The sequence below is a fragment of the Psychrobacter proteolyticus genome (genome assembly GCF_003350005.1).
GTDB lineage: Bacteria > Pseudomonadota > Gammaproteobacteria > Pseudomonadales > Moraxellaceae > Psychrobacter > Psychrobacter proteolyticus.
The window spans coordinates 339,899-356,293 of record NZ_QLKS01000001.1; the positions used below are offsets into that span (position 1 = coordinate 339,899).

The 16,395-nt window shown below is 43.9% G+C and carries 11 protein-coding genes; 3 read left to right on the top strand and 8 right to left on the bottom strand.

The annotated features are described in order from the left end of the window. Positions 1-6: 6 nt before the first annotated feature. The 7 genes from DXK30_RS01340 to DXK30_RS01375 form a co-directional block, all read right to left on the bottom strand. Positions 7-1,254, bottom strand: coding sequence for an enoyl-CoA hydratase/isomerase family protein (locus DXK30_RS01340; protein WP_227670732.1), 1,248 nt, complete (start codon positions 1,252-1,254; stop codon positions 7-9). A gap of 55 nt (positions 1,255-1,309) precedes the next feature. Further along, positions 1,310-2,092 carry an enoyl-CoA hydratase gene (locus DXK30_RS01345; RefSeq protein ID WP_114700125.1) on the bottom strand — a complete coding sequence of 261 codons (783 nt, stop codon included), beginning with the start codon at positions 2,090-2,092 and terminating at the stop codon, positions 1,310-1,312. A gap of 32 nt (positions 2,093-2,124) precedes the next feature. Beyond that, complete coding sequence (locus DXK30_RS01350; RefSeq protein WP_114700126.1) at positions 2,125-3,285, bottom strand: acyl-CoA dehydrogenase family protein; 1,161 nt, start codon at positions 3,283-3,285, stop codon at positions 2,125-2,127. A 219-nt stretch (positions 3,286-3,504) separates the two neighbouring features. Beyond that, the gene (locus DXK30_RS01355; protein ID WP_114700127.1) at positions 3,505-4,989 is read right to left on the bottom strand and encodes a CoA-acylating methylmalonate-semialdehyde dehydrogenase; all 1,485 of its coding nucleotides are present in this window, start codon (positions 4,987-4,989) and stop codon (positions 3,505-3,507) included. A gap of 515 nt (positions 4,990-5,504) precedes the next feature. After that, positions 5,505-7,526, bottom strand: coding sequence for a propionate--CoA ligase (locus DXK30_RS01360; RefSeq protein ID WP_114700128.1), 2,022 nt, complete (start codon positions 7,524-7,526; stop codon positions 5,505-5,507). Between the two features lie 313 nt (positions 7,527-7,839). Beyond that, on the bottom strand, positions 7,840-9,510 hold the full coding sequence (locus DXK30_RS01365) for a fatty acid--CoA ligase (protein ID WP_114700129.1): 1,671 nt from the start codon (positions 9,508-9,510) through the stop codon (positions 7,840-7,842). Between the two features lie 480 nt (positions 9,511-9,990). After that, positions 9,991-11,181 carry an MFS transporter gene (locus tag DXK30_RS01375; protein WP_201568044.1) on the bottom strand — a complete coding sequence of 397 codons (1,191 nt, stop codon included), beginning with the start codon at positions 11,179-11,181 and terminating at the stop codon, positions 9,991-9,993. Positions 11,182-11,722: 541 nt separating this feature from the next. Here DXK30_RS01375 and DXK30_RS01380 point away from each other — a divergent pair. The 3 genes from DXK30_RS01380 (at position 11,723) to DXK30_RS01390 (ending at position 14,578) form a co-directional block, all read left to right on the top strand. Further along, positions 11,723-12,655 carry a dienelactone hydrolase family protein gene (locus DXK30_RS01380; protein ID WP_162799500.1) on the top strand — a complete coding sequence of 311 codons (933 nt, stop codon included), beginning with the start codon at positions 11,723-11,725 and terminating at the stop codon, positions 12,653-12,655. A gap of 309 nt (positions 12,656-12,964) precedes the next feature. Further along, a complete protein-coding gene (locus DXK30_RS01385) occupies positions 12,965-13,711 on the top strand; it encodes a hypothetical protein (protein ID WP_114700132.1) in 747 nt (248 codons plus the stop codon). Positions 13,712-13,831: 120 nt separating this feature from the next. Then, the gene (locus tag DXK30_RS01390; RefSeq protein ID WP_114700133.1) at positions 13,832-14,578 is read left to right on the top strand and encodes a hypothetical protein; all 747 of its coding nucleotides are present in this window, start codon (positions 13,832-13,834) and stop codon (positions 14,576-14,578) included. A 280-nt stretch (positions 14,579-14,858) separates the two neighbouring features. Here DXK30_RS01390 and DXK30_RS01395 read toward each other — a convergent pair whose 3' ends face one another. Beyond that, positions 14,859-16,241, bottom strand: coding sequence for a DASH family cryptochrome (locus DXK30_RS01395; protein ID WP_114700134.1), 1,383 nt, complete (start codon positions 16,239-16,241; stop codon positions 14,859-14,861). Positions 16,242-16,395 lie beyond the last annotated feature (154 nt).

Below are 16,395 nucleotides of genomic sequence, written 5' to 3' on the forward strand. Positions count from 1 at the left end.
AAGCAGTTAGCGGACATACTGACTACTCAAAGCATTATCACCCAGCCAATCGCTCAAAGGATGCTCACCTTTTGGATAAGGGTTGACAAAGTGTTTATCGATATACGTCTGCCCTTCTACACTTAGACAGTCTGCTAATGATCGCGACCATTTAGGATTTCTATCTTTATCAATCAATAATGCCCGTACGCCTTCTTTAAAATCAGGATTGGCCGCGCAATGTACTGCGACATTGGTCTCTAAATACAGTACTTGTTCGATCGATAGGTCAGCGACTTTGTGATACAGCGCATAGGTTAACGCTGCTGTTACTGGGCAACCATGCCGATAGGTTGCAACTGCTCGCTGAGTCCAACTGTCTGCTGCAAAATCTTGGTTTAGCTGTGCGAGCGCAGTATCGCTTTGTAGCAGTGCATTGATATTAGCCAAACCCCCACTATTCATCAGTTGCTGAATAGGTTGCCAATATATTGCAAGCTTACTATCAGGCAGTTCGGCTACTGGCAACTCAGCAAGCGCAAGACTGACAATACTATGTGCGCTATTGTCATGACACTTATTCGAACTGCTTGCGTTATCAACTGCCTGCCAGTTGCTCTGTTTGAGACATTGGATAACGGCATCATAGTCATGGCTGGCAACAGCATACTCTGCGAGATTGGCCAATAGCGCGTCACTGCCATTACACATCGCGCCAGTTAAACCCAAGAACAGTCCTGTTTTGGCAGGCATACGCTGTAAAAACCAACTGCCAGAAGCATCAGGGAACAGTCCAATGGTGACCTCAGGCATGGCAAAACGTGTGCGCTCAGTGATCAGACGATGACTACATCCTGCCATCAGTCCCATACCGCCGCCCATAATAATACCGTCACCCCAAAGTATTAGTGGCTTTGGATAAAAGTGCATTTGACGATAGAGACGATACTCGTGACTGAAAAACTCAGTAGCATACGGGTTTGGCATTGGTGCACTGGTAGACATACTGTCATAGAGCTTACGAATATCGCCGCCTGCACAGAACGCTTTGTCACCCGCACCTTTTAACACAAGCGCTACCACTTGCTCGTCCGCTTGCCACTGCTCTAACTGCGCTGATAGCAATTGACACATATCAACGCTGAGTGCATTAAGTGATTTTGGGGTGTTAAGTGTCATGACTCCAATCAAGCGTCCACAATCTGTCGGCTCAGTATTGAATAACACAGGTGCTTCTTGTTTAGTATCGTTCGTCGCTGTCATAGCTGATGTCATAAAAGTGACCTACAAAATTAAATAATAAAAATGGCTCAAGCGTTTTGACTGCTGTTTATTTGTTTTGCCAATTGGGTTTACGCTTTTCTAAAAAGGCTTGTACCCCTTCGCGCTGATCTTTGGTATCAAACAACTTCACGAAAGCTTCACGCTCATGGATAAGATTTTGCGCAGGTGGGGTTTCTCTAGCCGCTTGGATAAGCTTTTTAGAATAACTGACAGCAACGGGTGATTGCTTAGCGACTTTTTTTGCCAAGGCCTGAGCGATTTGCAATCCCTCACCTTTTGCAGCGACCTCTTCCACCAGACCGATATGCAATGCCGTCTCTGCATCGACCCGCTCACCGCACAGTATCATGCGCTTAGCCCAACCCTCTCCTACTAACATAGGTAGATTTTGCGTGCCGCCAGCACATGGCAATAATCCCACGCCCGTCTCTGGCAGTGCCATCTGGGCGTGCGCTTCTGCGATACGGATATCACATGCGAGCGCACACTCTAGTCCGCCGCCCATCGCATAGCCATTGATGACAGCGATACTGACGCCACGATAGGCAGATAGCGCTTCAAATGCTTCACCAAATGCAATCGCCATACTTATTGCGCGGCCTTTATCGCCGTCTGAGAAGTTGTTTAAATCTGCACCAGCTGAGAAGAATTTTTCGCCATCTCCATGCACGATTAATGCGTAGACATCGTCGTTGGCATTGAGGTCGGTAATGAGCTGCTTAAGTGCATGTAGACTGTCCATCGTCCACGTATGTGCCGGTGGGTTATTCAACGTTAACGTTGCGGTATGACCATCAATTGATAGCTGTAGATTTGTATAATCTGTCATAAAACATCCTTGTTTCAGTAAAACGAGATAAATTAGCGTAGCTGGTTTAACCCTTCATCCTGTAGAACTTGACGTGAAATAATCACACGCATGATCTCATTGGTACCTTCTAGGATTTGATGCACACGTAAGTCTCGTACATGGCGCTCAAGCGGATACTCATTTAGATAACCATAGCCGCCGTGCAACTGCAGGGCTTCATTGGCAACATCGAAACAAAGATCTGTAGACAGACGTTTTGCCATTGCGCAGTAGGTAGATGCTTGTCCATCATTGTTATCGACTTTATCAGCTGCTAGATACAGCATTTGGCGCGCGGCAATAGTCTGAGTCAACATATCAGCAAGCTTAAACTGTACTGACTGTAAGCTGGCAATTGGGCTACCAAACTGGCTGCGCTCTTGCACGTAACTGGTTGCCGTCTCTAACGCAGCTTGTGCCGTTCCTACCGCACAAATACCGATATTAATACGGCCACCATCTAACCCCTTCATAGCGATACGAAAGCCTTGACCTTCCTCACCTATCAAGTTCTCTACTGGTACTTTTACATCTTTAAAACTAATTGTCCGTGTTGGTTGTGCTTTCCAGCCCATTTTGTGCTCGTTTTTACCATATTCGATACCAGCACTATTGGCATCTACGACGAACGCGGATACGCCTTTTGGCCCTGCCGCGCCCGTACGTGCCATCACTACCAATACATCGGTTGAGCCTGCGCCAGAAATAAAGGTTTTTTCACCATTCAGTACGTAATGATCGCCTTTCTTTTCAGCCTTAGTACGTAAGGAGGCTGCATCAGAGCCTGCATTTGGTTCTGTTAGGCAATAGCTACCAAGCCACTCACCGCTGACCATATTGGGTAGATATTTTTTGCATAGCGTATCACTACCATACTCACCAATCATCCATGCAGCCATATTATGAATACTCATATAAGCGGCCACAGCCGTATCGCCCCATGCAAGCTCTTCGAATACCATCGCTGAGTCGAGTCTTGGTAGGCCCAAGCCATCATATTCTGGATTGGTGTACAGTCCCAAAAAGCCAAGCTCGCCAGATTTTTTGATTACATCTATTGGAAAGTGCGAGTTGCGATCCCACTCAGCAGCGTTTGGTTTTAGCTCTTTTTGCGCAAATTGACGAGCCGTTTGGCGAAAGGCGACTTGGTCATCGGTCAATGAAAAATCCATAGGGTCATCCTTGTTCTTATAGATCAAATAGAGGGCTTAAATCTCAGATAAACGTTAATAAAAATGTTAGTAAAGATGTTGGTCAGAGATTTTATAAGACATTAGCGCGACATGATAGCGGTATAACGATAATAAAATTGCGTTTAATAGTACCGCAAGTCGCATTATCGTCATACCTAAAACACAAAATGTCATACTGATAAAACAATGAGCTGACGATTAAATTGAAATCGTTGTATTGACACCGCGGCTCGCTTCATCATCAAACCAACGTGCTGTCACAGTCTTCGTCTGAGTATAGAACTGCACCGCTTGCTTGCCATAAGGACCTAGGTCGCCAAGCTTACTACCACGTGAACCTGAGAATGAGAACATAGGTAGTGGCACTGGAATCGGCAAGTTAATACCAATTTGACCGACTTGAATGTCTTGCTGGAATTTATGTGCAGCCGCCCCTGACTGAGTAAATATCGCCGTGCCATTGCCATGCGGATTGGCATTCAGTAGTTCAATCGCTTCGTCCAAACTGTTAGCACGCATGATACACAGTACTGGCCCAAAGATTTCTTGTTGATAAATTTGCATATCGCTTGTGACATTATCAAAGATAGTTGGGCCAACAAAGTTACCTTTTTCAAACCCTTCAACGGTAATTCCGCGACCATCCAAAATCAAGCTCGCACCCTCTTCTACCCCAGTCCCAATCAAGTGCTCGACACGAGCTTTTGCCGCAGGAGAAATTAGTGGTCCCAAATCCTTGTCATTTTTGCCAGCTGAGACGACCAAGCTTTCTGCTTTGGCTTTGATTTCATCAATCCACTCACCAGCTGCGCCTACTAGCACGACCACTGATAATGCCATACAGCGTTGACCAGCTGCACCAAATGCTGCGCCTGCTAGCTGATTGAGCGTTTGCTCTTTATTGGCATCAGGTAAGATAACACCATGGTTTTTTGCACCCATCATGCACTGGGCACGCTTACCTGACTGGCTTGCACGCTCATAGACGTGTTTGCCTACATGAGTAGAGCCGACAAAAGAAACCGCTTTGATATCTGGATGGTCGCAGATAGCATCGACGGTTGCTTTGCCACCATGTACCACGTTTAGCACGCCTTCTGGTACGCCCGCTTCAATCGCTAGCTCTACCAAACGCATAGTCACCATCGGATCTTGTTCAGAAGGTTTTAGGATAAACGTATTACCCGTAGCAATAGCCATTGGGAACATCCATAGCGGAATCATCGCTGGGAAGTTAAATGGCGTAATACCAGCGCAAACGCCGAGTGGCTGCCAAATGCTATAAGTATCGACACCTGATGCGACGTTTTCTACAAAATCGCCGATTTGCAGATTGGCAATACCAGCGGCATGCTCGACCACTTCTAGACCGCGGAACACATCACCACGCGCATCAGCAATCGTCTTGCCTTGCTCTGCGGTCAAGATTTCTGCCAGCTCATCCATATGATCACGAATCAGAGACTGATACTTCAAAAAAATACGTGCACGCGTGGTGATTGGCGTTTTGCGCCATGTTTCAAACGCAGTCTGTGCGGATGCAACCGCTTGGTTAATCTCATCATTGGTGGTTTGTGGGACTTTGGCGATGACTTCTTGCGTCGCAGGATCGGTGATATCGATCCATTCATCGGTGTTTGATTGTACGAACTGACCATTGATGAGCTGTTGAACGTGGTGCATAAGATATCCTTATCTTTTTTGCGAGACTACCGTGTGACGGCACCTATATATTTATTAGAAAAATAAAAGCGATGAGTATTTATCTATAAAACATTATTAAAAACTAAATTTTAAAATGATTTATTTTGTATCGTTATTGACTATAACAATAAATCATTTTTACGGTCAAGCGCTTTATCGAAATTTTATCTAAGTTTATTTTACTGACGAGTGTTCTTATAAAGAATTACATAGGGCGTGTCCTCATTTTAAAAATGGTGATAAAAATGAGATAAATTGCAGTCAAACAAGGAAAATAGCGCAGATAATATCGAGATATTAGTCAGCTATTTGACGCCGTTTGGCAAGATTTAGCCATTTTTAACCCATTTAGATGACTATCGATTGAATTGAGGACACGCCCTAAATAACAAAAACAAAAAAGCCCATGATTACTCATGAGCTTTTTAAAGTTAACCTGACTTTCATACCTGATGAATACCATCATTGGTTTGTATAAGGCTAATTTATACCAATCAATAATCTTTCATCGCCTGCTTGATCGCATCAATAGCGGTTGGATTATCAAGCGTTGACATATCTCCTGTCGGTTGGTTTTCCGCCAGAGCACGAATTGAGCGACGTAATATTTTGCCAGAGCGAGTTTTTGGCAGTGCCTGCGGGAAATAGATAGCAGCTGGTCGCGCAATACCGCCCAAAGATTTGACGACAGCGCCTATCACTTGCTGCTCGATACGGAAACGGTTTTCGGTGGTTTCAATTTGCGTCTGATCTTTTAGGACGCAGAACGCAATAGGTAGCTCGCCTTTTAGCTCATCTTGAATACCCACTACGGCACACTCTGCCATCTCTGGATGTGTGCTGATGGCCTCTTCAATCTCTTGTGTGCCTATGCGATGTCCTGCAACGTTAATCACATCATCGGTACGTCCTAAGATATAAAAATAACCCTCTTCATCTGTCACTGCATAGTCCGAGGTTGAGTACTGCTGACCATCAAACAGACCAAAGTAGCTGCTAATAAAGCGCTCGTCATTACGCCATACCGTGGTGAGACACCCAGGTGGTAGTGGTGCTTTAATTGCAAGCAATCCTTTTTCGCCAGCCTGACAAGGATCGCCCGTTTCCTCGTTGATGACATGCGCTTCATAGCCATACATTGGGTAACCAGGTGATCCCTGCTTGTGCGGCTTATGATTGAACTTTGGCGTATGGCTCAAGATTGGCCAACCAGATTCTGTTTGCCAATAGTGATCTAAAATTGGTACGCCTAGATGCTGAGTCAACCAACTAGCCGTTGATTCATCAAGCGGCTCGCCTGCCAAAAAGAACGACTTCACACTAGACACATCGTAGCGCGTCATCCAGCTTTCATCTTGTTTTTTGAGCATGCGCACGCCTGTGGGTGCGGTGAATAAAATATTAACTTTGTTGGCTTCAACGATACGCCACCAGATACCAGGGTTTGGCATATGCGGCAAGCCCTCATACATAATACTGGTCATACCTGCTAGTAACGGCGCATAGATAGTATAAGAATGTCCTACAGCCCAACCAATATCAGATATCGCCCAGAACGTCTCGCCTGCCTTGCCATCATAGACATAATCAATCGACGTCGTCAGCGCGACGGCATGACCACCCGTATCGCGCTGCACCCCTTTTGGTGTGCCAGTAGTACCAGAAGTATAAAGCAAATAGGATGGGGTATTTGACTCAAGCCAAACTGGATCTACGACTGCATTGGCTTCACAGCTATGACGACGCTCGGTCGCATAATCGACATCGATGTCTTTTGTTTCGAATGGCAATATTCCGCGATTAATCACTAAGACATGCTCTGGTTTGACAGTCGCTTGCTCAACGCCTTGATTGACGAGGTTTTTGTAATTGACAACCTTACCGCCGCGCAACCCTGCATCTACGGTAATGACCATTTGGGCCTCAGCATCATCCATACGGATAGCCAAGTTATGGGCGGCAAACCCACCAAACACGACTGAATGGACGGCACCAATACGAGCACAAGCCAGCATGGCATAAGCCGCCTCTAATATCATCGGCATATAGATAATGACACGGTCACCCTTGCCAATACCGTGACGCTGTAGCACATCGGCAAAATAATTAACTTCTTTATACAAGTCATTATAAGTCAGGCGACGCTTGGTATAGTCTGTATAAAACTCAACGTTATTGCCGAGATCCTTAAACGAATCAACGACCGCTGGAAAGGTTTCTATCAATTCTTGATTAATCTCTGATGACACCCACACAAAGGCATCTTGCTCTGCACGGTCTGCCAGATGGCGATCGACGCAGTTGTAACAAAGATTGGTCTCACCGCCGACAAACCATTTGGCAAAAGGCAGATTACTGTCATCTAAAATTTGTTCAGGCTCTTTATGCCAATAGATACGCTTCGCCTGCTCAGCCCAAAACTGCTCTCGATCCGTAATAGACTCATGATAAATATCAGCGAAGTTTGGCGTGTCTGTCGTTTGGGTAGAAACTGGGGATTGGGAATGGTCGCTCATAGTAGCTATCCTTAGCATAAACGAGAAATGAGGCAATAGTATTTTATAGTTAAGACACTCAATAAGTTATAACGGTATTCACCTCGCGCGGCGCACTGTCTGCGTGCAACTGGCTGATACTAACTCTAAAATGCTTCAACTATAAAAAACCATGTCTTAATAAATACTGGTCATCCTTGCCAGAATTAAAAAACCGATACATATCGTATCGGTTTAAAATGTAGCAGAGCCTATCGTAAAGGTCAACTATTAAGCGTGTAATACGCACTACATTTTTACGAATACAAATATTTGAAAATCTAACTAATACTAATTAAATTTCAGTTTGATTGGCATACATCTCACGCATGACTTTTTTGTCATGTTTGCCAACGGAAGTTTTTGGTAGCTCATCAACGAACTTAAACTGACTTGGCACGCCATACTTAGGAATGATACCGCGCTCTACCGCTTTTTCTGCAATCGCTTTGATATCATCAGCACTGGTATCCTTAGCATCAGGCTTTAATACCACCAAAGCCAATGGACGCTCACCCCATTGCTTATCACGCACCCCAATCACGGACACATCAGCCACTGACGGATGTAATGATAAAATGGTCTCAATCTCTAGTGATGAAATCCATTCACCACCTGATTTGATCACATCCTTTAAGCGATCGGTGATTTTGATATAGCCATCAGGACGTATGTACGCAATATCTTGGGTATGCATATAGCCATTTTCCCATAGCTCTTTGCCAGCGTCGTCATTTTTGAGATAGCTTTGGGTCAACCAAGGCGCACGCAATACCAGCTCGCCTGTATTGTCTGGTCCAGTTCCCACTGACTTGTTGCCTTCACCCCATACTTGAGCATCAACCATGAGTACGGGTTTACCTGTCATACAACGACGGGCAATGTCTTCTTCTTCCGTCATTGCTGGCTCATCTAAGCTAAAGTGGGTCAAACTGATGAGCGGCGCTGTCTCCGACATACCATAGCCTGTATAGACCTCAATGCCTTGGGCCATGGCCGTTTTTGCTAGACCTTCGGTCAATCTTGAACCACCAATAATCATTTTTAGACCATTAAAGCTAGCGTCGCGATCTTGTGCTTCTTTAAGTACCATTTGCAAAATCGTTGGTACACAATGGGTGATACTGACCTTTTCATTGACAATCAAATCCATCAACGTATCAGGCGCATAACGACCTGGATAGACTTGCTTTAAACCTACCATCGTCGCCGTAAATGGAAACCCCCATGCATGCACATGGAACATTGGCGTCATCGGCATATAGACATCACCATAGCTCACGCCTTGCTTATCAGGCAGCATACCCAAAGTTGCCGCTTCTGCTAGTGTATGTAGTACTAGCTGACGATGGCTAAAGAAAACCCCTTTTGGATCACCTGTCGTGCCTGACGTATAAAAAGTCGTCGCAATGGTGTTTTCATCAAAATCCGGGAAATCAAATTCGCTATTGGCAGCTTCTAATAGCGCTTCATATTCGCCTGTGACACGGCTTTGATTGCTACCAAAGATACCTTCAGCAGTGACACCGTTGTCATCAAGCCAGATAATATGCTCAATACTTGAGTTCTCGAACTGATAGTCTTTAACCAATGGCGCAAACTCAGAGTTGAGCATGAGCACTTTAGGCTTGGCATGGTTGATTGTATAAAGTATTTTTTCAGGCGATAGACGGATATTGACGGTCTGTAAAACGTACTCTGACATTGGCACGGCAAAATAAGACTCAAGATAGCGATGACTGTCCCAATCCATCACGGCAACCACATCACCTGCATCAAGCTTTAAGTCTGCCAATACATTGGCCAAGCGATTGATACGCTCAAACAACTCTTTATAAGTCAGGCGCTTTTTGTCCGCATACACAATCTCTTGATCTTGCGATACCGTTTTTGCACGGCTTAATAACTGCTTGACCAGTAATGGATAATCGTAGGCAGATGGTGCACTGTGGTAAATGTTTGACATAGATCTGACTTCCTTGTTTGTCGTACTTATAAGGGATAAGTAACAATAATAATCAAGTTAATAGCAGCATAAAATCTACTGCGCTAACCATTTTAATTTTTATAATAATAGGGTCTGTTGAACATTCAAATGTGGTGCTGGCAGTCACTATTTTTTAGACAATATGCAGTGCAATTTTTGACGCCTAGTCATCCTAGGTTAGACAATTTCTCCACATATTGGCAAAAAATAGTACTGCCCTGAAAGGCTGATGCTAAAATCACCCCAAACGTTGTTGCAAGCCTAGCTAAGGTCTCGACATTATCGGCGGCTTGCGCCTCGTTTGGTGCACCTTTAGCAATCAGCAGCCCTAATATTTGAATGTTCAACAGACCCTAACATCGTTATTGATAGTAAGAAAAAAGCGGCGCTGTGTAAAGCGGTCTTACATTAAGTATCACAAGACGGCCGACCAAACATACACTACAGACAGTCAGTCAGTCACTTTGCACGTACTGTGGTTTTAATCATTCCAAAACTGGCTATTAATAACGCCAGTACCTGCACAAACAATAACAACCATACGGTAAGAGACCACTGCCCTCGCGCATAAGCTATGCCACCCAGCCATGCCCCTAGCGTACCGCCTGTATAGTAGCCCATATAATATAGACCCGAAGCCAATGAGCGGCCTTTTTTCACATTGACCGCGATATAGCTGATAGTCGCTGACTGTGTGATAAATACACCTGACGACATAATAGCCAGTCCTATAATCACCCCCCATAATGGCGTGACCAGAGTCAATAACACCCCGACCATAGATACGACGATAGCCACCCGTACTGTACGCGCCGATCCAAATCGGCGTAGCAATGTCGTCGATAATGGCGTGATAATAACACCAAGCAAATATACTGCAAAAATATTGGCGAGCGCACCAGTACCAAGCTCATAAGGCTTATCTGCCAAATGTAAATTGATAAAAGTGAAGCAGCCTACAAGGGAGAACAGCACACAAGCGCCAAGCAGACAAGCTGTCACCACATAGCGATTGGTGACATGCTCACCCAGCGTCTGTATCGCTGAGCGAAAATTAGGATTGGCCACAAAGTGACGAGACGATGGTAGCATCTTGCCGACCCATATCGCGCCTAGCAAGGTCATTGCCGTCATCACATAGTAACCATGACGCCAGCCAATCAACTCATGCAAATGCCCCAGCAAGAACCGACCCATAAAGCCGCCAAGCACGCATCCTGACACATAAAAGGACATCAGCTCAGTCATCGCCCGGCCCTCAAACTCCTCACCGATATAGGCAATTGTCACCACCGTAATCCCCGGTACGGACAATCCTTGCATGAAGCGCCAAATGCCGACCCATTCAATGCTCGAGCTCTGGGCAATGAGCGCTGTCGGTATCGCCAAAAACAATAAAGCACCAACGATAAACGACTTGCGCCCGACCGCATCTGAAAGCATGCCTAGAAATGGTGACATGATGGCAATGGCCAATACAGTGGCACCAACGATCATGCCAGCCTGTACTTCAGTCGCAGCAAAGTCCACCATCATGACTGGTAGCACTGCTTGGATAGAATATACTTGCAAAAAAGCAAACATACCTATTAGACCAATTGTGAGCTTCAATATCCACGACGTTGAATGATTGGAGGTGACTGGTGGCACAGCTGTTATGTCTTGGATCTGATCTTTAGAATTATTCACAGGGGATCTGACTATATTGGTTATACCATGACTGCAAATAATAACCGTCACTGGCGTGGATGATAGAGAGGAATAACGGTGATTTTGCTTATGCTAAATGTATAAGCAAAATCACCGTTATTAAACGATAAATGCTCATCATAATGACAGGCAAATTATGGTAGCACATTCACTAATATACTCAGGTTTAAAAGTGTTATTGCCTCTTGATAGATTCTTTATTTGGGTTCGAGATTATCGTAGAAAAACTTGACTAGGAATCACATTTCGACTTAAGACGGTGAAGACAGTTTTCGACTCACGAGGTCATGATCAACGTTACGTTTATTGCATATACAGGATAGTATGGTTAGATGCTGTTGACGCATTTGTTAATCATTTAACTACTTTAACGATTGATAACAGTGACAGTTAACAATCACTACCTACGTCTATTTTTTCTAACCTAGAGACGTGCACGACTACACAATCTTTTAGAATACAATTTACTATGATGAAAAATATGGTGCTTTCAAAACTGATTATTGCGATGAGTACATTGGTTTTCTCTACGATGGCTGTAGCAGAAATAACTGTGTCCGAAACTAGGGTTAAAAGCCTTAATCCAGTCGTATCGACATTTAACTCTACAAACTCACTAGCGGCATTAGACTGTATAAAGGATGACGCTATCACTGCTACTGAGCTCACAAAAACACGTGATAACGGTCCGTTTTCTGTAAAGTCCAAGCACGTGAATCGCCAATCAGCCAATGGTTTTGGTGGCGGTACCATACACTATCCAACGGATGCTGCTAACTGTGGTCTACTAGGTGGTATCGCGGTGGTGCCAGGTTACGTGTCTTATGAGTCTTCTATCAAATGGTGGGGACCGCGTTTAGCCTCTTGGGGATTTGTCGTTATTACTATTAATACTAGCTCCATTTACGATAACCCAGATAGCCGTGCTGAGCAATTGAGCGCGGCTCTCGATCATCTCATCGCTGATGAAACAGTAGGTCATATGATAGATCAAAATCGTTTGGGCGCGATTGGCTGGTCAATGGGCGGCGGTGGTGCACTACGACTGGCAACTGAGCGCAGTACGGTGCAAGCCATCATTGCACAAACGCCCTATCACGATAAAAACTATGGCGCGATGGATACGCCTGCTCTATTCATCGCTTGTGAAAATGACCGTATCGCCCCGAATAAAAAATACACCAATACCTTTTATCAAAAAGCTGACGGTCCAAAAATGAAGGTCGAGATTAACAACGGCAGTCATTTCTGTGCCAGTCATCGTTTTAACGAAAAGCTATTAAGCAAGCCTGCTATCGCATGGATGCAACGTTATATTAATGGTGATACCCGTTTCGATAAATTCTTATGTGGCAATGAGAGCTACAAAGATGATACTCGTATATCAGCCTATGATTACGAAGACTGTTTATAAGCTATTTTTAACCTACTTAAGAAAGGAAGAACAGCTTTCACTGTTAATAATGACATTTGAATAACAACTCTTTTTTATTTTTACACATTTACATTGCTTCTATCTTTTTTCTTACAGACTTTACTGCCATAAAAATTAATAATCGTATAGTCAATCCTCTATAAATTGGATACGGTTTCAGGCTCGCTTAGTCTACAAATTGTAGTGCTTTCACTCGCCTTCCTTGTATCCAAATTATATTGAACCGACTATAGGGTGCTACAAACAAGTAAAACGATTGAATAAATGAACGACTAAGGAGCAATGTTGATGACTGATGAAATGTATGATTTGGGTGCAGGACTCTGGAGTATTCGAGGCTCATTTATTAAAAATGGCATACTTGATATTGGTGTTCAATGTGCGCTCATAAGACTATCATCAGAGCGATTTATTTTTTTAGATAGCTATACATTAACTGGTGATGTGCGTCAGCAAGTCATGGCATTGACCAATGACGGTCAAAATGTCGAAGCTGTCCTCAATGTTCATCCGTTTCATACAGTACACTGTGCTCAAATGGCAAAAGACTTTCCGCAAGCCACATTCTATGGCAGTAGCCGACATCCAGAGCAAGTACCTGAAGTCAATTGGGCAGACGACTTGGTCGAAAGCGATGCCATTGCTGCGCGCTACCCTGAACTCCAATTCTCTATACCTCAAGGCATCCATTATATCTCACCTGACGAGACGGTTCATGCCAGCTCATTATTGGTCTATCATCCTGCTAGCCAGAGCATTTATGTCGATGATACCTTTGAGATACCCCCTTCCAAGTTAATAAATACCGTGCAGCCTAACCTAGGCTTACACCCTACTACCAAAAAAGCGCTCAAAGATGAGCCAAACGCAGCTAAGCATTATTGTGACTGGGCAGTAGAGCTGGCACACGAGTGGCGTGATGTTCGTCATTTTTGCGGCGCACATTCAGGCTTAGTGGTATTTGAAGATGGTCAGTTTGAGACAGCACTTATCTCAGCGATTGATTTGGCTCGCCCTGAGCTTGAAAAAGCATAAAAGCGTGAACCTTTAGAAAACATATTATTAAAACAACTCGAAAAACAAAGTTTACAATGAAAAAGTAGCTTTGTTTTATTTACATATTTTATTCAATTTACTAGACGAGGAAAATTATAAATGACTGATCACATTCATGATTTAGGCGCAGGATTTTGGAACATACGCGGAACATTCCGTCTCGCTGGCGTGCTAAACATCGGTACTCAATGCTCGCTGGTCAAACTACCATCAGGGAAATTTATCTTTTTGGACAGTTACGCCCTAAAAGGTGATGTTCGAGATGAGGTTATGGCACTCACTAATAATGGTCAAAATGTCGAAGCGGTGCTGAACGTACATCCGTTTCATACAGTCAGCTGTGCTCAAATGGCCAAAGACTTCCCGCAAGCCACCTTTTATGGCAGTAGCCGTCATCATAAAAAAGTACCAGAAATCAATTGGGCAGATGACTTGGTTGAAAGTGACGCAGTCGCTGCACGCTATCCTGAGCTTAAGTTTTCAATGTCAGAGGGCATTTACTATATCTCGCCTAATGAGATGATTCATGCAGGTTCTTTATTGGCCTATCATTCTGCCAGCCAAAGCTTACACGTAGATGATACTTTTATGAGTCCACCAATTAAGCTATTAGAAGCTGTATTGCCTGAGCTAATACTGCATCCTACGACCAAAAAAGCACTGAAAAACGAGCCAAACGCTGGCGCGCAATATTGCGACTGGGCGACCAATTTGGCTCATGAATGGCGTGACGTTCGCAATTTCTGTGCTGCGCATTCTTATCTTGTTCAGTTCAAAGAAGGTGGGTTTGAGAAAGCATTGTTAAAAGCAATTAAGAAAGCTCGTCCAAAGTTAGATACAGTATAGTCTTAAGCAGATACAAATCCGCCGTACGCTATACATATAGATCTATCTAGAAAGAAGCTATCAATAAACCCAATCACTAGACCATAAGCGCTCAGTGTATCGGCCACTGAGCCAAGTATAGGTCCATCAACAACGTTTATTATCAGCAAAAATGCACAGGCTATAAGTGGACGGTACTTGCAAAGGTTAGATAAGGACTGGGCTTTTTCATTGTTTAAACCTATCTTATAGTTAGTCTAATAATGGTTGTCACCTGTTGAGTGGGAGTTTTCAACATACATTAATCGCTCTTTTGAGTGTTGCCTTGCCACTGACGAATAAAATCACCATTTGGATCGTATTGCTGGGTTTGCTTGTCGAGATTAAACTGCCTGCACCCTCTTGGGTCAGCACCCACGCCTGCCAGATATTGCCAATTGCCCCAATTATTGCAGACATCATAATCAACAAGATATTGCTCAAAGTAAGTAGCTCCATAGCGCCAATCAAGGCCTAGCTCGTGAATAAAGCAACTGGCAACCAGCTGTCGTCCGCGATTCGACATATAACCTGTCGTACGCAATTGGTTCATGCAAGCATTGACGATAGGATATTGTGTTGTACCATTTTTCCATTGTGCTAACAGATTTTCGTCCAATTGAGTTGAAGGCGCGTGCTGAGCGATGCCCTTAAACCAAAACAACTTTTGCCGATGGGTGACAGTATACCAGTAGAAATACTCACGCCACAGCAGCTCGAACCATATCCAGTAAGTAGAGTCATTTGCGATAATATTGCGCTCATAGCGACGTAGACGATTCAATATCGTGTTTACAGATAGTGAGCCGTTTGCAAGCCAACCGGAGAACTTTGTGGAATGTGTCCAGTCATCTAGCGCGTTTCGGGTAGTTTTATAAGTGCTGGGCGCATCGGAACCAAAATAGGTACCTAAGTGATTGAGACCATTTGACTCTCCACCTGTAAAACTGGATGGCGGCTGCGATGGTTTATCAAGCTCTGCCTGATTAGACAACTGCGATTCAAAAAAGTACTCGTCCCTACTCCGTATACTTTCAGGCAATGGAGCAAGTGATTCTGGCGTTGGAGAAATGGCTATATCTTTTTCTGCATGCAGCAAATCATAATCAGTTTCGATTTTTTTACGAAACTGTGTAAAACTTTTGGGCAGGTTCTCTAGCGGTAACTCGTCAAACAAAGTCGCCGTCGTTTGAATGTGCCACTGTATCTCTGGATATTTCGCCTGTAGAAGGTCATATACTTTGTTTTGATTATAATCTCCCGTTTGACTGATGCAGATATCTGTCACTTGTTGCTGCGCAATTAGATCATTCAACTGAGTAAAGATGTCCAATGCTTCATCGTCTTTCTGTAAATAAAGCAACCTATTACCCTGCTGCATCAATGACGCGTTTAAATCAGCTAGACTCTCATGCAAAAACTGCTGACGAGCTTGCCCCATACTGTCGTAATGATAGGCATCGTAATAGTTTTTATCGTCTAATACATCTGTCAACGATGAGACATAAACCAATAGCAGCTTTCCATTATTAGATATCTCAGATGCTTTTAATAGAGTGGCATTATCCGCTACCCGCAAGTCATTATGGAATAGCACCAATGTGACATTATTGTTCTCTGAATTGTTCGCTGCTTGATTTGACATACCCTATCCTTCTGGCTGTTTAGCGCTAATTTATTATTTTAATACTTAGTCTTTAATCTTGAAATATCATATACAGTGTAAAACATACTTAGCATTCAACCATGATGCTAGCCTAATACTTGTAAGGCAATGCGTTCAGCCCCAGAAACCATTT